General features: G+C 51.6%; 26 protein-coding genes and 2 pseudogenes. 10 read left to right on the plus strand and 18 right to left on the minus strand.

Going from position 1 to position 21,613, the window contains the following annotated elements; translation table 11 throughout:
* Positions 1-10 precede the first annotated feature (10 nt).
* Positions 11-754, plus strand: a complete 744-nt coding sequence (locus tag L1X57_RS01690) for a hypothetical protein (RefSeq protein WP_039868676.1) — start codon at positions 11-13, stop codon at positions 752-754.
* 84 nt (positions 755-838) lie between these two features.
* On the opposite strand, the gene L1X57_RS01695 is transcribed toward L1X57_RS01690, so the two are convergent.
* Positions 839-1,591: a potassium channel family protein gene (locus tag L1X57_RS01695; RefSeq protein ID WP_039868673.1), complete on the minus strand. Its 753-nt coding sequence runs from the start codon at positions 1,589-1,591 to the stop codon at positions 839-841.
* Between the two features lie 31 nt (positions 1,592-1,622).
* On the minus strand, positions 1,623-2,651 hold the full coding sequence (locus L1X57_RS01700) for an SO_0444 family Cu/Zn efflux transporter (protein ID WP_009722265.1): 1,029 nt from the start codon (positions 2,649-2,651) through the stop codon (positions 1,623-1,625).
* 73 nt (positions 2,652-2,724) lie between these two features.
* Between L1X57_RS01700 and L1X57_RS01705 the strand changes: the two genes are divergently transcribed.
* Both L1X57_RS01705 and L1X57_RS01710 read left to right on the plus strand, forming a co-directional pair.
* Positions 2,725-3,168, plus strand: coding sequence for a MerR family transcriptional regulator (locus L1X57_RS01705; RefSeq protein ID WP_009722264.1), 444 nt, complete (start codon positions 2,725-2,727; stop codon positions 3,166-3,168).
* A gap of 78 nt (positions 3,169-3,246) precedes the next feature.
* Positions 3,247-3,774, plus strand: a complete 528-nt coding sequence (locus L1X57_RS01710) for a hypothetical protein (protein WP_009722263.1) — start codon at positions 3,247-3,249, stop codon at positions 3,772-3,774.
* Between the two features lie 30 nt (positions 3,775-3,804).
* On the opposite strand, the gene L1X57_RS01715 is transcribed toward L1X57_RS01710, so the two are convergent.
* Both L1X57_RS01715 and L1X57_RS01720 read right to left on the minus strand, forming a co-directional pair.
* On the minus strand, positions 3,805-4,596 hold the full coding sequence (locus L1X57_RS01715; RefSeq protein ID WP_009722262.1) for a PhzF family phenazine biosynthesis protein: 792 nt from the start codon (positions 4,594-4,596) through the stop codon (positions 3,805-3,807).
* An 88-nt stretch (positions 4,597-4,684) separates the two neighbouring features.
* The gene (locus L1X57_RS01720; protein ID WP_009722261.1) at positions 4,685-5,875 is read right to left on the minus strand and encodes a multidrug effflux MFS transporter; all 1,191 of its coding nucleotides are present in this window, start codon (positions 5,873-5,875) and stop codon (positions 4,685-4,687) included.
* A gap of 223 nt (positions 5,876-6,098) precedes the next feature.
* Between L1X57_RS01720 and L1X57_RS01725 the strand changes: the two genes are divergently transcribed.
* Positions 6,099-6,395, plus strand: coding sequence for a DUF1330 domain-containing protein (locus L1X57_RS01725; protein WP_009722259.1), 297 nt, complete (start codon positions 6,099-6,101; stop codon positions 6,393-6,395).
* A gap of 261 nt (positions 6,396-6,656) precedes the next feature.
* On the opposite strand, the gene L1X57_RS01730 is transcribed toward L1X57_RS01725, so the two are convergent.
* Together L1X57_RS01730 and L1X57_RS01735 are read right to left on the minus strand one after the other, a co-directional pair.
* Positions 6,657-6,857, minus strand: coding sequence for a DUF808 family protein (locus tag L1X57_RS01730; RefSeq protein WP_009722258.1), 201 nt, complete (start codon positions 6,855-6,857; stop codon positions 6,657-6,659).
* Positions 6,858-7,003: 146 nt separating this feature from the next.
* Positions 7,004-8,137 (minus strand): Fic family protein, encoded by a 1,134-nt coding sequence (locus tag L1X57_RS01735; RefSeq protein WP_009722257.1) that lies wholly within the window; start codon positions 8,135-8,137, stop codon positions 7,004-7,006.
* Positions 8,138-8,291: 154 nt separating this feature from the next.
* On the opposite strand from L1X57_RS01735, the gene L1X57_RS01740 reads away from it, so the two are divergent.
* Together L1X57_RS01740 and L1X57_RS01745 are read left to right on the plus strand one after the other, a co-directional pair.
* Positions 8,292-8,540, plus strand: a complete 249-nt coding sequence (locus L1X57_RS01740; protein WP_009722256.1) for a type II toxin-antitoxin system ParD family antitoxin — start codon at positions 8,292-8,294, stop codon at positions 8,538-8,540.
* A complete protein-coding gene (locus tag L1X57_RS01745; RefSeq protein ID WP_009722255.1) occupies positions 8,540-8,839 on the plus strand; it encodes a type II toxin-antitoxin system RelE/ParE family toxin in 300 nt (99 codons plus the stop codon). The genes L1X57_RS01740 and L1X57_RS01745 overlap by 1 nt, the downstream gene beginning before the upstream one ends.
* Positions 8,840-9,025: 186 nt before the next feature.
* Here the strand turns inward: L1X57_RS01745 and L1X57_RS01750 are convergent.
* The 4 genes and pseudogenes from L1X57_RS01750 to L1X57_RS01765 all read right to left on the minus strand — a co-directional run.
* Positions 9,026-9,886 (minus strand): annotated as a pseudogene (locus L1X57_RS01750) (nucleotidyl transferase AbiEii/AbiGii toxin family protein); the annotation flags it as partial.
* A 48-nt stretch (positions 9,887-9,934) separates the two neighbouring features.
* A complete protein-coding gene (locus L1X57_RS01755; RefSeq protein WP_050801084.1) occupies positions 9,935-10,747 on the minus strand; it encodes a type IV toxin-antitoxin system AbiEi family antitoxin domain-containing protein in 813 nt (270 codons plus the stop codon).
* A 162-nt stretch (positions 10,748-10,909) separates the two neighbouring features.
* Positions 10,910-11,104, minus strand: coding sequence for a DUF4357 domain-containing protein (locus L1X57_RS01760; protein WP_009722252.1), 195 nt, complete (start codon positions 11,102-11,104; stop codon positions 10,910-10,912).
* Positions 11,065-11,454, minus strand: a pseudogene (locus L1X57_RS01765) (DUF808 family protein). The gene L1X57_RS01760 and the pseudogene L1X57_RS01765 overlap by 40 nt, the downstream one beginning before the upstream one ends.
* A gap of 272 nt (positions 11,455-11,726) precedes the next feature.
* Between L1X57_RS01765 and L1X57_RS01770 the strand changes: the two are divergent.
* Entirely contained in the window at positions 11,727-11,975 is a 249-nt protein-coding gene (locus tag L1X57_RS01770) for a type II toxin-antitoxin system ParD family antitoxin (protein ID WP_009722250.1), read from the plus strand.
* A complete protein-coding gene (locus L1X57_RS01775; RefSeq protein ID WP_009722249.1) occupies positions 11,975-12,274 on the plus strand; it encodes a type II toxin-antitoxin system RelE/ParE family toxin in 300 nt (99 codons plus the stop codon). Before L1X57_RS01770 ends, L1X57_RS01775 begins: the two co-directional genes overlap by 1 nt.
* On the opposite strand, the gene L1X57_RS01780 is transcribed toward L1X57_RS01775, so the two are convergent.
* A complete protein-coding gene (locus tag L1X57_RS01780; RefSeq protein WP_009722248.1) occupies positions 12,275-12,973 on the minus strand; it encodes a LysR family transcriptional regulator substrate-binding protein in 699 nt (232 codons plus the stop codon). It lies immediately after the preceding gene.
* Positions 12,963-13,178: a helix-turn-helix domain-containing protein gene (locus L1X57_RS01785; protein ID WP_009722247.1), complete on the minus strand. Its 216-nt coding sequence runs from the start codon at positions 13,176-13,178 to the stop codon at positions 12,963-12,965. The genes L1X57_RS01780 and L1X57_RS01785 overlap by 11 nt, the downstream gene beginning before the upstream one ends.
* 144 nt (positions 13,179-13,322) lie before the next feature.
* Between L1X57_RS01785 and L1X57_RS01790 the strand changes: the two genes are divergently transcribed.
* Together L1X57_RS01790 and L1X57_RS01795 are read left to right on the plus strand one after the other, a co-directional pair.
* Entirely contained in the window at positions 13,323-13,748 is a 426-nt protein-coding gene (locus L1X57_RS01790) for an EamA family transporter (protein WP_009722246.1), read from the plus strand.
* An 88-nt stretch (positions 13,749-13,836) separates the two neighbouring features.
* Complete coding sequence (locus tag L1X57_RS01795) at positions 13,837-14,022, plus strand: hypothetical protein (RefSeq protein WP_234667875.1); 186 nt, start codon at positions 13,837-13,839, stop codon at positions 14,020-14,022.
* 102 nt (positions 14,023-14,124) lie between these two features.
* Here the strand turns inward: L1X57_RS01795 and L1X57_RS01800 are convergent, their stop codons facing one another.
* From L1X57_RS01800 to L1X57_RS01825, 6 genes are all read right to left on the minus strand, one after another.
* On the minus strand, positions 14,125-15,795 hold the full coding sequence (locus L1X57_RS01800) for an ADP-ribosylglycohydrolase family protein (protein ID WP_039868669.1): 1,671 nt from the start codon (positions 15,793-15,795) through the stop codon (positions 14,125-14,127).
* A gap of 2 nt (positions 15,796-15,797) precedes the next feature.
* Complete coding sequence (locus L1X57_RS01805; RefSeq protein ID WP_009722242.1) at positions 15,798-16,439, minus strand: DarT ssDNA thymidine ADP-ribosyltransferase family protein; 642 nt, start codon at positions 16,437-16,439, stop codon at positions 15,798-15,800.
* Positions 16,436-17,836 (minus strand): UvrD-helicase domain-containing protein, encoded by a 1,401-nt coding sequence (locus L1X57_RS01810; RefSeq protein ID WP_009722241.1) that lies wholly within the window; start codon positions 17,834-17,836, stop codon positions 16,436-16,438. The genes L1X57_RS01805 and L1X57_RS01810 overlap by 4 nt, the downstream gene beginning before the upstream one ends.
* 808 nt (positions 17,837-18,644) lie before the next feature.
* Complete coding sequence (locus tag L1X57_RS01815) at positions 18,645-19,622, minus strand: RES family NAD+ phosphorylase (protein ID WP_009722240.1); 978 nt, start codon at positions 19,620-19,622, stop codon at positions 18,645-18,647.
* 50 nt (positions 19,623-19,672) lie between these two features.
* On the minus strand, positions 19,673-20,608 hold the full coding sequence (locus L1X57_RS01820; protein ID WP_009722239.1) for a sce7725 family protein: 936 nt from the start codon (positions 20,606-20,608) through the stop codon (positions 19,673-19,675).
* 7 nt (positions 20,609-20,615) lie between these two features.
* Positions 20,616-21,506 carry a sce7726 family protein gene (locus L1X57_RS01825; RefSeq protein WP_009722238.1) on the minus strand — a complete coding sequence of 297 codons (891 nt, stop codon included), beginning with the start codon at positions 21,504-21,506 and terminating at the stop codon, positions 20,616-20,618.
* Between the last annotated feature and the right edge of the window lie 107 nt (positions 21,507-21,613).

Consider the following 21,613-nt stretch of genomic DNA (forward strand, 5'->3'; position numbering starts at 1 on the left):
AAGGATAATAATGATGCCTAATGCCCGCTTGCTTATTGCCGCCGTTGGCTTTTTAGCCGCTGGCTTCGCCGCCAATACTCACGCACAAGACGACTCTTGGCGTTTCCAGCTAACCCCCTATGTGTGGATGGTTGGGCTGGCTGGCGATGTGCGGCCACTCTCCAACGCCCCAACCATCAGCACCTCACGCTCTTTTAGTGATGTATTGAGTGATCTGGAAGGTGCTTTTTTTATGGCCGGTAGCGCCCGTAAAGACCGCTGGGTATTGTTTGGAGATATTACCTGGGCATCACTTAGCCATGACGGTAAGCTGCCGCCCGGCGTTGCGGTAGAAGGCAACCTTCGCCAACGCTCACTAACCGCATCTGCTGGCTATCAAGTGCTCAGCACTCCGACCCAATACCTAGATCTATTAGCGGGCGCACGCGCATGGCGAATAGAAGCTGACGTGAGCGCGCCCGCCTTAGGCGTTAGTGCCAGTCACACTGAACGCTGGGTCGACCCACTACTAGCCGCCCGGCTACGTTCAACGTGGACACCTAAGTGGTCAACCTTAGTGCATGTTGATGGCGGCGGCTTCGGCATAAGTGGCAGTAGCACTTGGCAAGCTGTCGCCACCGCGAATTACCGGGTAAGTGATGCTTTTCACCTTTCAGCAGGCTTTCGCCACTTGGCAGTAGACCGCGATAAAAACGGCACCCGCGTTGATGTGTCGATGAGCGGCCCACTAGTAGGCGCGACCTGGATGTTTTAATAACAACGTTTCCCACGGCATGACGCCCCGTTAGTCGTGGTACTAACACCCAAGGGCCTCGGTGATTGACTCGCCACCTGAGTATTAACGGTTTTTCTGAAACGCATCACTTAACGCAGCCGCTAAAATCCCCGTGGGCATCGCGATAATCCCGATGCCTGCCACCGCCGTTAAGCCCGCAAAAAACTTGCCTAACCCGGTGATAGGAACCATATCGCCATACCCCACCGTCGTCAGCGTAGTGACACTCCACCACAGCACACGGGGCACGCTGCCAAAAGCATCCGGTTGGGCTGACGCTTCCGCCAAATAAAGGCAGAAAGAGGAAAGTAGCAGCAATAGCATTGCCAAACCCGCACTCAACCACAGCTCATGAGAACGGGACTTCAGCGCTTCTGCCAGTGCTACCCAAGCTTGGCTGAATCTACCTAAACGGGTTAGCCGCAGCATTAACCCCAAACGCAACAGGCGTAGTAAAAAGCCATTGTTTTGAACCATAGCTCCAAAGAAATAAGGCAAAATTGCCAGTAAATCCACCAAGGCCCAAAACGAAAACACATAGCGTAACCGGCCTCTTACCCCGCGATAACGAGGGTCTTCACCGACAACATACAAACGCAATAAGTACTCACCGATAAAGATCACCACAAACACGGTTTCCAAGGTAGGAAAAAGGCGTGGCGAAAGCGCCCGCAGCATTGGCTCCGTTTCCAAAATAGCCACCAGTGATGCCAGCAAAATCAGCACGCAGATGACTCTATTAATGGTCGACAGCCCCTGTCGTAGGTGCGTCTCTAAGGCTAGCTCTCGGTATAGTTCAGCTCTGTTTATGTTCATTTTTAAAAAGCTTATTAGTGGATAAAGCGACCTAAAACCCCAACAACCGCTTACGAACAGGACGAATAGAGAACAGTACCAGCGCGCCTAAAGCCAGCCATTCAGCAAACGCGGGTAGCAGTTCCTGAACTTGGTTCGCCTGTTGAACCGGGTCCCAACCCGTCATCGCCAGCCCTTGATCAAACACCCAGCCAATCAGCACAGTCACCAGCAGAATGCTGCCCAGATAAACCACCAATGCTTGGCTTCCAAACTCACGACGCAGAATGGCCAGGGTTGCCAGGCTCGTCACAGGGCCAGCAAGTAGAAAGACTAACGCCATCCCCGGCGAAATGCCCGCCAATAGTAAACCAGCGGCAACTGGGGTAGCTGCGGTAGCACAGATATACAAGGGAATACCGATGACTGCCATGAGAAGTAACGCCAATAAACCACCCGAAAAACCTACCAGAGTTTCCGGCGGCACAAAGGTAACCAGTACCCCCGCCAGCAATAAACCGGCAAACATCCAACTGCTGATGTCATCCAATAAATCACTAAAGGCATACTTCAACCCTGCGATTACCCCCGCCGACTCAGTAGCATGTGCGTTAGCGTTGCCATCGTCACAGCCTTTTGATGCACAGCAACTGCTAACGGGGGTGGTTTTCGGCAGTGCTGTTTGGCCGGTAAAGCCCACTAAAATGCCTGTCACTATCGCCGTTACCAAGGCTCCCAGCACCCGCGCCAGCGCCATTAATGGGCCTAATAGCACACTGGTGATGAGCATTGAATCCACTCCAACGCCGGGGGTACTAACCAGAAAAGATGTGGTTGGCCCACGACCCGCCCCACCCCGGTGCAGCGCCAGCGCGGTGGGAATCGCCCCACACGAACACAGCGGCAGCGGCATACCAATCACCGCTGCGCGTAAAATGCTGCCCAGCCCACGCCCCCCCATCCAACGCTGTAATAAGTGCTCTGGCATTAATGCCTTAATTAATCCCGCAATCACCAATCCCAGCATTAGCCAGGGCGCAGCACTTAGCGCAATGCTCAACAGCTCATTGATCAGACTCATCGTCGGTTACCTGCTTGTTAGCCAAGAGAATAACGACTAGCCTAAACCCTGTAATCGTTACAGGGTCAAGCCGATGAAACGCCACTATCGTATTGGGGAAGTTGCCAGCCGAACCGGATGCTCGCCGGAAAGCATTCGCCATTATGAAAAATTGGGATTACTGGCACCGCCACAGCGGGGTGAGCAAGGCTACCGGTCTTATGATCAGGCCGCACTAGAACGCATTGGTTTTATTCGCCATGGCCGCAGCCTAGGGTTAGACCTGCACAGTATTCAGGAACTGCTAGCGCTTTCCGACAACCCCGATACCGACTGCACCGCCGCCGATGACATCGCCAGCCGCCATCTACAACACCTGGAAGAGCGCATCGCTGCCTTACAAGCACTGGCAGGCGAACTGCGCCAAGTGGTTCACCAATGCCGAGGTGGAAAAACTGCCAACTGTCAGATCATTCAAACGCTGTATGACCACCAACCCACCTGCACCGAGCGGGGATGTGGAGAAGTCACAGCATAAGGGGCAGCCCCCGGCAACATCGAATTTCGCGCAGCCGTCGGCTACGGCTATGTCAGCATCGTAAAAAAGGAATGTCGCATGATTGAGACAAAGGAAGAACTCGACGCTATTAAAAAGTCATGCTATTCGATGGTGACCAAAAGTGCAGGTATCTCGGCGGGCACCGCCATCATTCCTATACCGGGACTGGATATTGGTTCAGACGTAGCCATCTTAATGCGCATAATTCCCAAAATTAATGCTCAGTTTGGATTATCCCCGGAGCAAATCGAAGGCCTTGATACCGAAACCAAGCTCTTTGTGATGACCGCCATTTCCAATACGGGAAGCAAGTTGGCCGGAAAATACATCACCAAGAAATTAATCATCATGCTGCTAAATAAGATGGGCGTTAAGGTCGCCGCCAAAGGAGTTTCTAAGTTTTTTCCCTTCATTGGCAGCGCCGTGGCAGGCAGTATTAGCTTTACCGCCATGAAGTACATGGGCAACAGCCATATCGAAGATTGCTACAAAATTGCCTTGGCAACCCTGGAAAACAAGCAACTGCCCCGCGCGGCTGAGCCTGCGACCTTTATCCCTGCCAACGACCCCACTAATCTCCATTAGCGAATGACCGACGACGCCAGCTCTGGCCCGTCACTGTGGTGGCAGCGTAATCACCCCTTTCATGTAAGGCGCAACGCGGCCTTTGATAATGACGCGTTCGCCTTCTACCACGCAGCTCAGCGCACCTTTACGGGCACCACCCTGGCGTGCGGTAAACTGCTGCTTGCCTAACCGCTTCGCCCAATAAGGCGCAAGCGAGGTATGCGCAGAACCGGTAACGGGATCTTCTTCCACGCCCACCTTAGGGCCAAACCAGCGAGAGACAATATCCACATCGCTGCCTTTCGCAGTAACGACAATGCCGCGGCCTGGAAGGCGCTTCAATTGCTGCATGTCCGGCGTTAGCGCTTCAATCAACTGCGCATCGTTAACCACCACCACGATATCGTCAGACATCAGCAGCTCTTCGATCTCGTTAATCCCTAGCGCTGCCTTTACCTCAGCCACCATCGTTAAGGGTTCAGTTGCCTTCGCAGGGAAATCCATCGCCAGTTCGTCGCCGTCACGCTGCACTAAAAGCTGCCCGCTGCGGGTCTCGAAATGCAGCGTTTCAGCGTTATCGCCCAGCGCATTAAAAATCACCCACGCCGCCGCCAGCGTGGCATGGCCACATAAATCCACTTCCACCGAAGGGGTAAACCAGCGCAGGTGATAACCAGACTCAGTCTGCACAAAAAAAGCAGTTTCAGAGAGATTGCTCTCTGTGGCTATCGCCTGCAACAACGCATCATCCAGCCACGCTTCCAGCGGGCAAACCGCCGCAGGGTTACCTTCAAACGGCTTAGAGGCAAATGCATCTACTTGGTAAAGATCAATGTTCATTACAGCCAGCCTTTTCTAATGTCATGGGTCATTATGTTTTAGATAACACGAGGCTTTTGGCAAGGACACGCCACCTAACCTAAGGCGCCTAAGCAGAGGCACGCCCTTTGATAATAGAGCGGGCAAGCATCAGATACGCCACCGAGCCACAGGCGGCCATGGCCAGAATGACCGCTTCAAGCGTATGCGGCAACATAGCGGACAATGCGCTCAAAAGCCCAGCAACACCGAACTGAGCTGCGCCCAGAAGCGCTGCGGCCGTTCCACTACTGGTGGGAAAGAACTCCAAAAAGCAGACCTGAATATTTGGCGAGATCGCCCCTATCGAGCCAATGGTCAGCATCATGGCGAGCAAGAAGGCGTAAAGCGGCCACTCCATAAAGGTAGCCATCACCAAAAATAGTATGCCGACTCCCTGACAGCCCGTTGCCAACTGCAGGATACGCAGCGACGGCAACCTGGAAAGCAGTATTCGATTGAGAATATTGAAGATAAGCATGGCGACGATATTCGCCGCAAACAGCATCGAAAAAGCCGAGGGCGACTGGCTGAAATGCCCCTGATAAATAAATGACGCATAGGTGATAAACATCATCAGGGTAGAAAAAGAGGCAGCCTGCCAAACGATGAACGGCAGGGCCGGTTTTGTCGAAAGAACCAGCTTGTAACGCGCCAGCAGGCTCATCTTAGGGCTTTTCACGCGAGACACCTTGCCCGTACCGGTAAAGAGCACCCGCACCAACAACGGCACCAGCAGCACCGCGTATACCGCCAAGGCGAAAAAGATAGTGTGCCAGGAACCAAACGCCAGAATAGCGCTGCCTACACTCGGCGCAATACCCGGGGCCAGCACCATGATCAAGCCCATCATCGAAAATAGTTTCGCGGCCTCGCGGCCTGACACCCTGTCACGCACCAGCGCCGGCACCGATACCAGGGTACAACCGGCGCCAAGGGCCTGCACGGCTCGCCCGACGAGCAGCGTATTTAAGGAATCCGCCATACCAATGACAATGCTTGAGAGCGCAAAAATCGCCAGGCCGCTCATCAACACCCGCTGACGCCCGAAGCGGTCTGAAAGCGCACCGCCGATTAACTGACCAAACGCCATCGCGAGTATATACACTGAAACGCTCAGTGATACCGCCTGCTGAGAAACCCCCAGCGATTCGCCGATAACCGGAAAGGCCGGCAGGTACGTATCCATGGAAAACGGGCCCAGCATCATGGTCAATGCCAAGCTCAGTACCACAATGAAAGGTGTTTTAGATTGGGTCATAGAAGCTCGCGGTAAAAGGCCATAATGATGGACAGCATCACCAATATGATACCGACAGATGCTAACAAGGCAATCGAATAGGTAGGTGGCTTGCTAATGGGGCTTTGGGAGCAAGGTTTTGAGAGCAGGGGTTTGAGAGCAAGGTTTTGAGAGCAAGTGGACAGCGCCCAACCAACAACAGGTATGATTGCATAGCGCATTGAATACCTACGAGGAGAGCCGAATGCCCGCCTACATCGTACTAACCCGTGAACACACTCACGACAACGAAGAAATGAAGCGCTACAGCGAAAAGGCCAAAGCCGCCCGCGAAGGCCACGACCCACAACCACTCGCCTTTTATGGTGATTTTGAGGTGCTAGAAGGAAGCGCCATGGAAGGTGCGGTGATTCTACGCTTCCCCGATATGGCCGCCGCCCGCGCCTGGTACGAAAGCCCCGCCTATCAGGAAGCCCGCAAACACCGTTTCCAGGGTGCCGACTATCGCGTGTTTATTGTTGATGGCTTAGAAACAGCGTAACTCTTAGCTCTCATATCCTTAGTGCTCACCACGCTTTCAAACTTGCCCCGAAGTCATCCATGAGCCGATTACTCAGCCTATTCAGCTCATATTGCGAGCCGAATAAGATATATGTTCGGCTCATGGGTGACGTGAGGGAGTTATTTCAGATGACAAAAGAAGCCGAATGGGCAAACGCAATGGCACATCGGCAGCGCTACTGGTGGGCTAAAAACCAGCTTGTGGCAAAACCAGCTTATTGCGGATCGACCCCAGCGCGATCTATTTCACAACCGCCAGTTCACGCTCCTCTGTCCCCCCCTGCAAATACTGCGGCGTCACTGCCGTATCATCCACCACCACCCCGGCCGCCTTAGCCGTCGCACGCCCAGCGGCAGCGCTCACATCATCCAGTGATGCTGCGGTCAACTTCGCCAATGCGGCAATGTCATCCAGTAATCCTATCAAGCCACCTATGGCCATGGATGCTTCCTCCGTGAATTACAGGTGCTGATAGTAAAGCATACAGCGGGTGAGTTACCTTCAAAGTGCTTTGAGGCAAAGGCATTCACTTGCTATAGGTCGATTTTCATTGCAAGCGATATGGCCTCACTGACAAAGTCCACTGCTTACTGCGTACCTTTATAAGCTTGTCCAAGTAACACCGAATAACGCGTACTACGCCCGCCGCCGGGTAGCTTGTAGAGGCAACCTTTTTCCAGCAGCTCGGCCAAGTCCCGCGTTGCGGTGGCTTTGCTCACTTTGGCCAACGATTGGTACTTACGAGCATTGATGCCCTGCTCAAACTCCTCCCCCGCTGTATCCAACAAGCGGTTCAGCACCTTGATTTGCCGTTCGTTCAGCACAGTGGTGGCATGGCGCTGCCAGAAGGTGGCTTTCATTAACACACGGTCGATTCTTAACAGCGCCTGCTCAAGCGCCTCCTTCAGCGTGTCCAGAAACCACAACAACCACGGCGTAATATCTAGGCTGCCCTTCTGAGCGCTTTCGAGGTGATCGTAGTAGGCGTGGCGGCGCGCCATGATGGCCGCGCTCAAGGAATAGAACCGCACGGATTGACGCTCTGCTTGCGCAAGCGCGCGATCGGTCACCGCACGGGTAACGCGACCGTTGCCGTCATCAAAGGGGTGTAAGGTAATCAACCATAGATGGGTTATGCCAGCGCGAACCAGCCCATCAAGCCCCTGAGGCGGCTGGTTGAACCAAGTAATAAAGGCATCCAGCTCAGCCTCCAACTGCCCACGGGGTGGCGCTTCAAAATGAACGGTAGGCCGATCAAGCCTCCCCGACACCACTTGCATGGGGTGATCCCCACGCAGCTCGCCTACTCGTACATTGCCAAGCAAACCGGGGCCTTGCACAAACAGCATGGACTGCCAAAGGCACAGCCACTCATGGGTAAGCGGCTCATCCAATTGACGCGTGGATTGCAGCAACAGTTCTATCAGCGCCTCGGATTCTGGTGTTGTTCTGCCAGCTATACCGGCCTGCTCAATGCCCAACTGGCGAGCAACGGAAGACCTCACAGAGCCAACGTCCAGACGCTCACCTTCGATTTCGCTGGTACGAATAGCATTCTGGATCAGCGCATCCATCTCCACGTCCAGTTCAGCCTGACCGTGGGCCGCCTCGGTTTTACCCAGCACCCGGCCCTGCAGTAGCCGCACGGCGTCCAGCGTAGGCCGCAGAACGGATTCATCCCACTCAAAATGCGGCCAGTTGCGCTGTTCCCAGATATACATGAGCCGATCACCCCGCCTATTCAGATCATATTATGAGCCGATTATGAATTATATTCAGCTCATAGGCTAGTCAGAGAGCTTTTGAGGAGTCTTGTCTTTCTTGTCAAACATACCTATATTCATATTTGTTACTTTTGAATATAGGAAGAGAATCATGGCTACGACCAGTCTTAGCTTAGGGGAGCACTGGGAAGTCTTTATCAGAAACGAGGTCGCCAGCGGACGCTACGGCTCCGCAAGTGAAGTTGTGCGTGATGCGTTACGTGCAATGGAAGAGCGCAAAAGCAAACTTGAAGCGCTTAGAGCTCACTTAGCCCAAGGCGCAGAGCAAGCGAGAGCAGGTGAATTCGTGGATGATTTTTCGATGGATGCATTAATCAACGATTTGGATAGTGAAACGTAATGCTCAGCTTCCGTATCACGCCAAGGGCAAGAGACGATTTAAAAAATATCGGCCGCTATACGGAGTGGCAATGGGGCAAAAACCAACGAAATACCTATTTGAAGAATTTTGAAAAACGGTTTCACTGGCTCGCAGAAAATCCCCACCTGGGAAAGCACCGCTCGGATGTTAGCGAGGGTTATTACAGCTACCCTCAGGGCCAGCACGTTATCTTTTATCTAATCGGCCAGGAATGCATTGAAATCATTGGCATTCCTCACAAAGAGATGGATATCGTTTCATATTTTCTGCCTGAATGAGCCAAAATAGTTTAACGACTGCCCTGCTTAAATGTTTGCCAAGCGTACGTCCTGATTGGATAACGCCTCCTCTTTTTTGTGCAGAGTCAGTTGCCGAGTTACCTTTTACAATACCAGACGCTGACGGGGTGTATCAGTGACCGGTGCGTAGTGCTCAATTCACCATACTGAAGGCTCTCGATGGAGTCAGTTCGGAGGAAGCCGCGTCAAAGCTTGTTCTAATTGAAGCCTATCTGCCCGACGCTTATCCTCGGAACGCCGCCCCAGGTTCTGCAACTTGCGCTTAACGCCGGGTAGTTCGAGAGCCTGAGGCAGCCCAATCAGTTCGAAATCCGGCTGCTCATCTTCGACGGAAAACAGAAACGCTTGAGAAGGCTCATCCATCCACTCAGCAATGCGCATCAGTAGCCTCTTCCGATATTCCAATAGCTCATGCGCAGCGACGTGCGCCGCCGTCATGCCCTTAAAATGCGCCTGAAAAATGTCTTCAAAGTCCCTAGGTATCTGCGGCTCAAGCATTTCCCAAGCAGGTTTTGGACTACACGTCAGGTAAACCAAAAAGGTGTACCACAGCGCCTTATCGGCTCGTTCATCATCCAGCAATAGTCCTACATCAAATAGGTCACGTGGATGCTGACGCGATAATGCTGCTGCCAGTTTCCCTGCATAGAGATCGGCAAAATTCAGCACTTGTGCGGAAGCGAATCCAAACGCGTCCTCTACCACAGGCCGAACATCCATCTCACGCACTGGATGCACCGTTCCACGCATGACTGGCGTGGTCTCAATCTGTACCAGCGACCTTCCGCGCCTGACAATCAGTCTCGTGCTACCTTGACTACCCTGGCTCGCCGATGGTTGCACATGCATTGTTTTTGATTGAATTCGTAATGTATCAGCCAGCGCTGTCAGCGCCTTATCAATCGCAGCGGCATCCTCGGCGAAACCGTGGGCCGGCAACCAGGTAAGATCGATATCCACCGATAACCGAGGTAGATCATGCTCGAACAGATTGATCGCCGTTCCGCCTTTCAATGCAAAGCGCGGCTCTACGGGAGAATATCTACCAGCAGCTGTACGCGGTCGGTGTAGCGTTTATCCCAAGTGCTCATCCAAGTCCCTCGGTAGCGTGATCTGATAAATCGGGTGCAAACGTCCTCCGGGTATCAGCACGCGTTTGCCACTGCCGAGATCCACCTCATCCAACGATAGGCGACGCAACCACGCATGCTGGTATCGATCCGCCAAGGCGAGAAACAGGCGTTTGGCCTTGATACTGTTGCAATGGCGCAGCAACGCCGTCATGCGCTTTGGGCTCAGTGTTGCCAAGCTCTGCATAAGCGCATCGGCTTCATAGACCATCGCCGCGCAGGTGGGGCTATCGCACAGTTCCAGTATCGCGCGCTCCGGTGTCGAACAAACGATGGTTCCCGCACCAGAAAGCATCTCTTGCCGTTTCAGCCCCTGCTCGAGTAAGTGATCCTTTTGAGAATCTGCAGTAAACGGCCAAACAAAGGGAGGCTTGCCGCAGAATACAAATCTCTCAGGCAGAGCCAACTGGCTCAGCCAACCTGGTGGCCGAGTAGTCCCGTAAAGCGTTATCGTGGCAGCTTCGCCCAGCCGCAGATAGTGTTCGTACCCATGCATTGCCAGCGCGAAGCGCCCACCAACGTATAACGCCAAGCCCTCACGCTCTTGCAGGCTTCGCAGTACGCCCTGCCACTGTAGCCGCCCTCCTTTTCTCAGATAGACGCCACGCGCCGGTGACACCAGCCAACCGCTGGAGACATAGCGCGCCACAAGGCTTCTCGAATAGCCATGCGCCTGCAGCCAGCGACTGGAGACTAAATCCGTATCTTCCAGGCTAGCTAACAGATGGTTTATCTTCGATGGTTTTTGTTCACTCATAGTGAACATATTACGGCTTTGGGTAACCTTGTCCAGTGAATACGAGGTTTACCTGAAATAAATTTTGATCACTATTAGTGAGCTTATTTAAGAATCATTGAACTCAACAACCAAGATGCCGAGTGCTTGACCGATGGGCACCACCAATACTTAAATGTTTGCCTAGCACGCCTTTTGAGTAGCCTTCAGGGCTTTACCACTCTCACCTTTCCAGACGAATCGGCCATTGGCGCTTCCGCCGACCAGTACACCTGCCGCTGTTGAAGGGGATGAAAAACGAAAATACTGCGTGAATAACAGCTTTCCAGCCAGCGGTGCTAACACGCCGCGTTCTTGCCAAAGCTGGCGCTCGCGCACGTAGCCGTGAATAGCAACTGTCTTCTCCGCACCCTCTCAAAGGCTAGGTAGGTGCCACCCACCAGCAGGATGATCGGCAATAGCGCGGGCAAAAAGTGATAGAGCAGCAGCGCCAAAACCAGCTTATTGCGGATCGACCCCAGCGCGATCTATTTCACAATCGCCAGTTCACGCTCCGCTGTCCCCCCCTGCAAATATTGCGGCGTCACCGCCGTATCATCCACCACCACCCCGGCCGCCTTCGCCGTTGCTCGCCCAGCGGCGGCACTCACATCGTCCAATGATGCTGCGGCCAACTTTGCCAATGCGGCAATGTCATCCAGTAACCCTATCAAGCCGCCTATGGCCATGGGTGATTCCTTCGTGAATAACAGGTGCTGATAGTAACGCACATAGCTACTGAGTTACCTGAAAATGGATTTTAGACGCTGCTTAAACACCTCGCTCAAGGGGCTGAACAAGTGAGTACCGGGGATTTCGTGGACGATTTTCCGATGGATGCCTTAATCGGATAGAGAATCGTGACTACACAGAAAGGACAGTCACTTGGGCTGCCCTCTTGTCATTCTTGCCAGCCATACCTATATTCATATTTGTTACTTTTGAACATAGGAAGCACATCATGGCAACGACCAGTCTTAGCCTAGGGGAGCACTGGGAAGTCTTTATCAAAAACGAAGTCGCCAGTGGCCGCTACGGCTCCGCAAGTGAGGTTGTGCGTGATGCGCTACGCTCCATGGAGGAACGCAAAAGTAAACTTGAGGCGCTACGTACACATCTAGCCCAAGGTGCCAAGCAGGCTAGCGCCGGTGAATTCGTGGACGATTTCTCAATGGATGCATTAATCAACGACTTGGATAGCGAAACGTAATGCCCAGGTTCCGTATCACACCGAGAGCAAGAGACGATTTAAAAGATATCGGTCGCTATACGGAATGGCAGTGGGGCAAGAACCAACGGAATACCTATCTAAGGGATTTTGAAAAACGGTTTCACTGGCTCGCAGAAAATCCCCTGCTAGGAAAACATCGCTCGGATATCAGCGAGGGTTATTACAGCTACCCCCAGGGCCAGCACGTTATCTTTTACCTGATTGGCCAAGGGTGCATTGAGATAATCGGCATTCCTCATAAAGAGATGGCTATCGTCTCTTATTTTCTGCCTGGTTGATCACCAACACTCCTTCAAGAACTGCTTACCCACGGGATTAAGCGGCTGCCGTTTAGGCCAAAAGGCAATCAGGTTCCGGTCGCGCCTTGGTGATAGCGGCCGCGTCACTACGTTAGCCGTTGGCTTATTGCTTAAAGCCAAGGTAGGAACCAAGCTAACACCGACATCGCCAGCAACCATCTGCAATAACGTCCACGTATCGCGCACACAAAAATCGACCTGGAAGGTATCAACCTCCTCCAACGAGTGAGCAAATATCTGCTGGATCAGCGCCTCACAACCGCCTGACGACATTATAAGGGGGTGTTCCGCTAGTTCCGCCACCGTGACGCTGGCTTCTTTACTGAGTGGATGGCTTTCAGGCAGCACGGCAACAATCTCGTCCTTCTTTAATAGCTGCCACTCAAAGTTCTCAAGCCAGTAGGTGAGGTTCAACTGGGTGACATCGGTTGTGACGCCCATGTTGATCACGCCGCTTTCCACCCACTCCTTTATTTCCTCTTCTATGCCTTCCAGAACAAGGCTGATGGCATCCGGGTAGCGGCTCGTGAAGCTCGCAAGCTGAGGCGACAACCAGCCAGATAACGCGCTGAGAATAACGCCAATTTTCAGCGCTTCATCCGCCTCGTTATGAAACTGCTCCACCTGCTGGTTTAATACCTGAAGCTCACCTACCACCTTTCTGGCGCTAGTAAGCACTAACTCTCCTAGCGCAGTGGTCACCAGCCCTTCTGGGCTTTTTAATCAGCGGGCCACCCGCTAGCTTCTCCAGTGCTTGCATGGAATGACTCACCCCCGACTGGCTGACGCCAAGGCGCTCCGCCGCATGGGTATAAGACTGCGCTTCCGCCACGGCAAGCAGCGCGCGAAGTTGGGCAATGGAGATATCCGCCCCTCTGATCATCACAACTCCTCATAGCGACCATGACCTAATCGAGTTTCTAGCCGCATGTTAGCGGCTTCTATGCTGGCCCTTCCCTTATCATCGTGACCAAGAGCCCGCATATCTATCGCCCTTGCGCTAAGCGCCATGGTGCTACTCGGCAGTATGCATTTTATCAATGGTTTACTCGCCCGTTTTTACCCGCCGCTTAATATTGCGTTTTACACTCATCTGGGCGGCGCGCTTGTCCGTTTTGCAGGCGCACTGCTCTTTTCCACCTGGGAGCCGCACGTGTGGATATGGGGCACGCTGGTGGGCATCGGCTCCGCCCTTGGGGCGTGGCTGCTTTACCAGGATTATCGCGGGCGCCCCTTCGCCATCGTGGTGCCTGTTAGCGCTGTCGCAATGGTCACTATTGCCCTCGGGCTTTCGCTGATTTTCCTGGGCGAGCGACCCAATGGCTGGGTATGGCTAGGCGTGATGATTGCCCTACCCGCCATCTGGTTAACGGCGGGCGGGGGTAAGCCGAACAAAGCGCGGATGAATAGCGGCACCAGAGAGGGCCTGCTATTGGGTTTAGACGCGGATTAGGGTTTGCCTTGCAACTTCATTTCCTTGGCCAAGTGCCTGAGCAAAGCGCTTTCTATGGGATCGCCCTCTGCATGCTCAGCGGCGCTATATGTTGTCTGCCCATTTATCAACACCACACCCAACACGAAAGCGCTTTCCAGTGCTGGCAACCGCAGCGGGTGATATTAGTGCACTGGGGCTAACGCTGTATTCGTTATCGCAGGAAGGTGAGCTTGCCATTATCAGCATCGTGATTGTGTCGATGTACCGATACCAGTTGTGTTTTGCTCGCTGATGCGCAAGGAAAGGGTAGCAAAACCAGTATGATCGGGTAGTACTTCCAATTGCTGCGAATATACTGATTGTGGCGTGCAGAAACAGCTGCATTTGACACAAATCATTTCCGGCGTCTTTTAACTCGCGCTTCATATGCGGTCAGAACATTAGAGGTCAAAGCAATACCACGCTCTACAAAGTCATTACCCCCTTCATCAACTTGTTGGAGCAGCGCTTGACCTATCATTTCAGGCGAAAACCCGCCGCCTATAATTTTCTGTAACATCTCGTTTAGAGTAAGCCCTTCTAAACCAGAAGTGACGACCTTTCCATGGCCATCATTTGATACTTTCTGTCCTTCATCCTGTTCGAACAAGTCTCGTAGTCTGTCTGGGGGTTCAGCAGCGAAGCGGCTCTCTGATTTTTCAAGGTTCAATTCGTTGGAGACTCTCTCCCGAGCTATATTACGAGGCTCTGAGCGGGATCGCACCAGAATGGTCTGCCCAAAAGAAAGACGGAACCAGCCAATCAAGTCGCCACTGATCTTTGCAACTGGTGAAGAGGAAATTGCTTCGATACGGTCTATTCCATTCAACCATAGATGTCCGTCGATAATGCCAATTGAATCAACGGCAGCCCTTGCAGGCTTCCAAGACCTGAGATTTGGATAGCGAAAGGACGATGCTTCACCCCCTTTCGCTATTAGTGTGAGTCGTTCAGCTTCAACCCGAATATAATCTCTGTCCTGAACTGCCCCTTCGCATTCTTGATCGGTACAAGACCCTATAATCGCACCCGCCATCGTTGCGATCGAGTCGGTATCCGATCCAAAAACATTGACAATTTTTAGTAGAGCATCTTTGGGGGCTGAAGTATCAGCGAGCAAGCTTACAAAGGAAGCAAGTATTGCTGTCTTTGTACCCGATCCTCGTGAAGACGGCGTAAGCCCTCCAAGCGCATTAACCGCTTGAGGATAAACATCTTCAAGTATGCCTTCACCAAGTGGTTCAAGTATGTTGATATCATCCAACATCTCTTGGACTACCTGCGCGACTGCCTCTTCGAACGATATCTTATTGCACCCTGACCAAACACTTAGCCAAAACATGCGAAGATCGCCATCATTATTTACGACATCCACAACTGATCGTAATTGATTAACCATTACTTTTAGCTCTGCTAGATTAGCGGCTCGGCCGTTCAATAACGCGAAGCTAAGAGAACTAGCATGAAAACAAGCCCCTACTATTCCTCGGACATGCCCATGAGTACATACAGAGTTTCTAATGACATCCAGAAAAATACTGTTTAAATTGTGAAGATCCGGCGCAGCCCAAACATGTGGCTGTATGCGCATGGCAGCACCGTTTCCTCCAACACTAATATAGGTCGCTTTTTTGCTATCAAAAAAGTTTGAATACCAAGTAGCTGACGTTCGAGCGAGGTTCGACGCCGCCTCCTTCGATCCAACCCCAGCCCCTAGGGCATAATTCGCCCATGCCGGTAACTCAACTTTCGCGAACGCAGCAACATTGAATGCCCCGTCGCCACGAATTGCTCGCGACGTAGCTAGACGCAACTGCGTATCATCTGAATACGTACCGGCAGGCAGCTCTACTTTTACTCCACTGTACCCACCGACTTTTCTCTTCCAAGGTACAGTGTCTTGAACTTCATCCGCCCCAATGCGGTATTGCACACGACTAGCATCCGCAAGCTCTGTCATAAATCCAAGTGCGTCACCATATGCAGCCCATTCAGCAGATAACCTGTTCTGTTTTTTGCGATCCATTTTCAAAGCGGCCTAACTCCGAATTTTTCAGGAGCCACGATTACATCAACATCGCGATGGAATGTGGCCTTGATGAAGCCGATTGTTTCCGACTGGTCATCGTGAGTGTTGACGTAAATTCTTTGTAAATAGTCAGTCGAAAGTGATTTCGGGTACAGTGCTTCGGCTTGATAGCACGTTGGGTAACAGAGCCTAGTTGTATGATTTCGCTTCACTACGTTATTACTCCAACGGACAACGCAATCTGAGAAAAGATTAGATAGTCCAGCTGTTCCTACACCTCTTGTGACAGACGTGTAAATATTATTCGTAGATGCAAAGACAACACCCTCGTGGGTAAGCACCACTGGATCAAACGCGAGAATACACCAAAATATTGGCTCTTCACGATGCCATTTTCCAGCACTGATCTGGTAGAAACTAGTGTTGATATGCTCCAGAGATAAGCTGATATGGTCAAGATACTCAATATCGCGACGCAATTCGGCGTTTGCTGCGAACAGGTACTTCACCATTTCGTCGTTTTGCAATCGAGCGCGTGACTGCAGAGCTTGCGTATAAAGTGTTCCAAGACATCCGTGGTTAGTCGTGAAGTGAACTACTTCACTGATGCCCCTGACTGCGACAGTTTCGGCTACGCTCATAATTTAACTACCTCCACTGTACCGGCTGGTATTGCTTGGAGTAGCGGCAGATGCTCGCCCGGTTTAGTTCCCAAAATCACAGTTTGTCTAGCACGCCCAATCCCCATCGCGATCAACCTCCGGTGCGTATCGTACCGGTCATCATCAAGAGCTTTTCCGTAAGAGGCATGCTGAGCAGCAAGGCCAATCATGAATACATGATCAAATTCTAGCCCTTTGGCGCTATGGAGAGTGCAAAGTCCAATGTTCGCTGCCCCCGCCGGCCATACATGCGCTCCCTGTAGTTCACAAAAAACAAACCCGTTGTAGTTCAGTGCCGCTCTTACATCATCAAACCAACCACCACCTTTGAGGTGGAGAAAACCGACGGTCTCTCTCTCCAGATCGATATGTCGAAGACGGTCAACCACATAGGCTAACTGATGCCCAAACTTACCAAGTATCAAAGTTGGTAGTCGACCATTCCGTTGGCAGGCCCCAGGATCGGGAAGACTCCCATCGTCATCTATATTGATTCCGTCAGAGAGCGAGGCAGCGAGTGTCGCAATCTCACGAGTATTTCGATAATTTATGTTTAGCCTAAAGCTCCGTGTGGGTACTATTTCAATACCAGCTTCCGACCAAGGTGCTCCTCGTGGATATATTCGTTGTGCTGAGTCTGTAACGATTGTGATAGTAGCGTCTTCTGCAGCGTGGCGGACAACCGCGCGTAGTTGATTGGCGGAAAGATCCTGCGCCTCGTCAACAACGATCACGTCATACTTGAATTCAGGTTCGGCTCGCATCATATCCACGGCTAGATCGTTGAAATCTCTAACACCGTTCGATTGCTTCCACTCAAGGTAGGGAACTACAACCTCATCTAGCAATTTCTTGCGCACATCATTCGGCATCGCAGGAGATCCGCCGCGACCACTACGCCTGATCATTGGATATTCATCCAGACGCTCAGGCGGAAGCCTTCCCAGCAAATACTCAACCTCGTCTACAACAAATGATGTGTCGCGGGGAAATGAAATGGCAAGTCGGCTAAGATAGCTTCGTGCTTCATTCGCGCTATTCATCCCTGATGTATTTAGTGTGTCTATTGCCCACCTATCGAAAGTCGAAATATACATGCGCACATCGCCCGCATAATCCGCCATTTCATCTTCAGCAACGACTTGTAAATAGCTACGCAATGAGTTGTTGAAAGCGAGTACTAATACGTTTGCTGGCAATCGATTATCGTTACGCAGTTGATTTACTGCTGCGCCTGTCGCAGCCCTAAGCGCCAGCAACGCAGTAGTTGTTTTGCCACTTCCGGCAGCACCGCGAATGAGCGAAGTTCCGGTCTGAATCCGCCTGACTATAGTGATTTGCTCGGGTGTTGGCTGAACCCGCTTAAGTACCCGCATAACCAAAATGCCTCTGGCAGGATGATAGACACATGAATATTCAGCTCATCATGCATTTTTTTAGAACGTTAGGCCATCACAACCATATAACGTCGAAAAGACTTCTGAACTTTCCAATTCGCAATGAAGGGCTCACACTAAACGATGCACAATCTTTTGATAGAAAGTATGGGGTATCTGAGCCAGGGTAGGAACATATCGCGTAGCTATGCCAACTGTGTCTTGGCGCAGCTGAAAAGAGAGTTATCACTTTACTCCAGTCTTCAGGAGGGCCTGTTGACTCTTCATCGTGAACCGCATTGCACCACAAAGCGCGCCAGACAAGGCGCAAAACGCAGGACAGGTGGGTTCCCTTTTCAAGTTTTGCAACGCCGTATGGCGCGCTTTGTGATGCAACCCGAAGGGCTGGGCCCGTTTTACTCGCGGCGGCGTTAGTCGTCGTTGATTTGGAATAACCAAACCTCTCGCCTCCTGCCTCGCCGCGAATAAAAACGGGCACCAGCGCGGCAATGAGTGAAACGTCAATAGGCCCTCGGCTCATCTCAACATATTTATTAAAATTAAACCGTTTTGGTACAGGAAAGAGAAAGAATATCCCACTCGGCTACCAATGTACGTACTCCGACCTGGAAAGCAGCCATCAGTTAAGTATGCTCGAAATTCGGCATAGTATGGAAAATCTCATTAAGCGAGTGGTACTAATCTAGGGGGAGTTCAGTGGCACTTCAAACTAATGATAAGATGATTCTTCATTGGTGATTGAAGCTGACGCTCACCAGAACTGTAGCTATAAGAATGTGCTTTTATTTCAGAGGGCGGCTACTTTGACCGAAACTTTGGACACGCTGTAGAGTTCCACTTCCCCGCCGACAGCCTTTTCGGGATCAAACAGTGCGAGATTGTTGCCATCGCTGACTGAGCTACGATAGACAACCCCGTCGAACCCTTGCTTCTTAATAAACTCACAAAGATACTGGCTCGGAATGTAGTCGATTGCCGCGCCCATAGGCTGAACTGGTCGAGTCAATTCTTCACCCAAACGTTCAAGGAATGGTAAATCGGCACGCAGCTGAGCAATCGCGCTAGACTCGGAAAAGATGAAAGGAGAAACGATCTTACGCGGATTGCGCAAGTCCACAGCCTTAATTTCTGGGATAGTAAAATCGGCAACGCAAGCAAGCTCACCGGTATGGGGTCTGATCTCGGCCACAGCGGTTTCTGAGAGCGATCCCAAATAAAGATAGGGAATGCCCGCCGGATTGGCTCGACCATGTGATGAGCGTCTTTTCGGGGGGGAGCCCATATTCTCAATTAGGAAGGCCTCATCTTCGGTCGAGATGCGTGCGCGATACCATTGCCGGGGCAACTGTCGAGCTAACAGCATTCCTAGGAGTTCACGGAGACGTACTTGGTCGATTTCAACTTCAAGAAACCAACGATTGGCATACATCATTTCGTCACGCAGTTCATCCCATCGCGCAATGCCCTCACTGATATAGCTTGAGGACGGTGAAAAGCCCTTTCTGACGATTTCCCCATCATCCAGAATCTCACCTAGCAATTCCTTAGCGTGAGCAGTATCCATCCGCGGGTGGCTAAAAAGCTGCCAATCATCCTTCATCCACTCTACCAGCAGCTTGCCGCCCTCACTTGGCTCATAGGCATTGACTAGGAGCTCGAAATAATTGGCCAGCTTATATGGCTCAACGAGCTGGGCGTTGGCGGTTCCACAGAAATCACATGCTCCGTGACCAGGATCGAGAGAAGGGAAGAGTTCATCACGCAAGGTACGATCATCGAAACATTCTGGACAACAAAATCGCTTTGGCATAGAGCTCAGCCACAATAGGCGGCAAGAGTCTCGATATGATGCTTCATCGAGAGCTTCTTGACGTAGCCGAGTCCGGGAAAATGGCCCTTTGCATGCAGTGAGCGAAACTCTTGTACCGCATCAGTTTCAAGAATATGCGAATTTCCACTGTCCAGTTTCGCGATCAGTTTTTCCAGTGCTTGGGCGAACTTTCCGGCAGGATCAGTTGGAGTGTCATTTGTATTCGAGACGAAGTGATAGATGTACATGACATCGTCCTTGTCCGGATCAATGAATGTAATGTGGATCGCAACGGCATAAGCCGGGCCTCCACTCTCACTATAGACGTCACCCGCGATCAAAAAATCTCCAAATCCCGCCATGCCAAGTTCATCATAAGTGACATGAAGATCAGTGAATTCTTCTATTGGCTTATAATCAGCATTACGCTGCCGCTTAAAACCATCACGCACGAGGATGCGTCGCCCCTGTCCAAAGTGCTTCCGGTAGAGCAGCTTTGCATAATCTTCGATAAAGATGTTGGTGAGGCCAGCCATTTCTTTCTCCAGCGCAACTGCCAGCTCCTTAGGAGCAGTGAAGCCTGCGTGGACTAGAACAGGGTTATGATCGACGTGTTGATCATAACAAGCCATTACTTCGTTAACGTCCATGTCATTACGCAACAAAATGCCGGCGGAGATATTGTCAATGTTGCTAAAACTTTCTTGGAGTAGGCCAGTAATACTCGCCCCGTCCTCCTTATGATCACCGTAATAAGGATTCACGATAACAATTGCACGTCCCCCAGCTTCGTATACTGCACTTAAGGCCTTTTTAAGACCGCCAAGTGATTCCCTCACTGGCTCAATCACAGGTACGAAATTCTTTTCGGCAAGCACTACCGCCATCTCTCGGATGGTAATAAGCTCGTATTGTTTTCCGCGAAAATAGGGATAATACATACGACGTTCAGCTCCAAGTCATGGCTGTTTGCAACGGAGTCTCAATGGCGCCAATCAGCTTCGGGTGATCAGAGCGGCGCACCGATATAGAAAGCGCCGCAGCTTGCAAAGATTTGGGCAAACGATTGACAAAGTCACCAAGCGGTGCGAGGTCACGCGTCCGCTTGAGCGTGCGAACCATCTCTATATGTAACTCTACCGGGTCTAGCCTAGCGAACAGGTCACGCATAGCGGCGTGCCGTTGAGTGTTAGGAACCTCAGGCACCACTACGCCCATTGTCTGCAAGATTGAGTTGCTTTCGGCCATACGCAATGACTCAAAAACGGTTACCGGGCAGATTCGCGCAGGGCACTCCGCTGCTTCACGCACTGTTGTTATCCGGAAGCGCTTTGAAAGACACATTACCCCTACGTCTTTCGGAACCGTTTCTATTATCCCGTCTATATGACCTTCGCTCGCGATTACATTTACCTTGGCGAAAACGCGCTTATAGTTTTCCACCTGGTTAGCAAGCCGCGCAAGCGAATCCCGCTCTGATTTGATCTCATAAACGGTAGCAGTGCCATTCAAGATAACGAGATCAGCCTTACTACTACCAGCACGAAACTCATTGAGCATCGAGGCTGTGCGTAGAGTGTGCCTTCCCATCAGTATCTTCTGGCTGATAGCCGCTCGATAAATATATTCATCGCGTTGTCCAGCGACCTTCAAAATTTCGAATGCTTGGTCGAAAACATCGCCAACAGTCGCATCTGAACCGGCATTATCAAGCAAATTTGTTTGTCCGAGTAACCGACAGAATAAGCCAGATTGGCCTTTTTTCGCCAATTCACGGAAGACAGCGGCAGAGAAGAGTCGAGTCAGGGCGGACAGTTGCGATGTACTATAATTTTTCATGCTCCTACCTCAGCCGTCCATTTCGAACAAATCAGGGTGCATGAGTTGACCCCTACCCTACATTTAGCAAAAACGGCAGTATCCTTACCGCCGCTCGAAGCGAACAA

It is taken from the genome of Halomonas sp. TD01 (assembly GCF_923868895.1).
Taxonomy (GTDB): domain Bacteria; phylum Pseudomonadota; class Gammaproteobacteria; order Pseudomonadales; family Halomonadaceae; genus Vreelandella.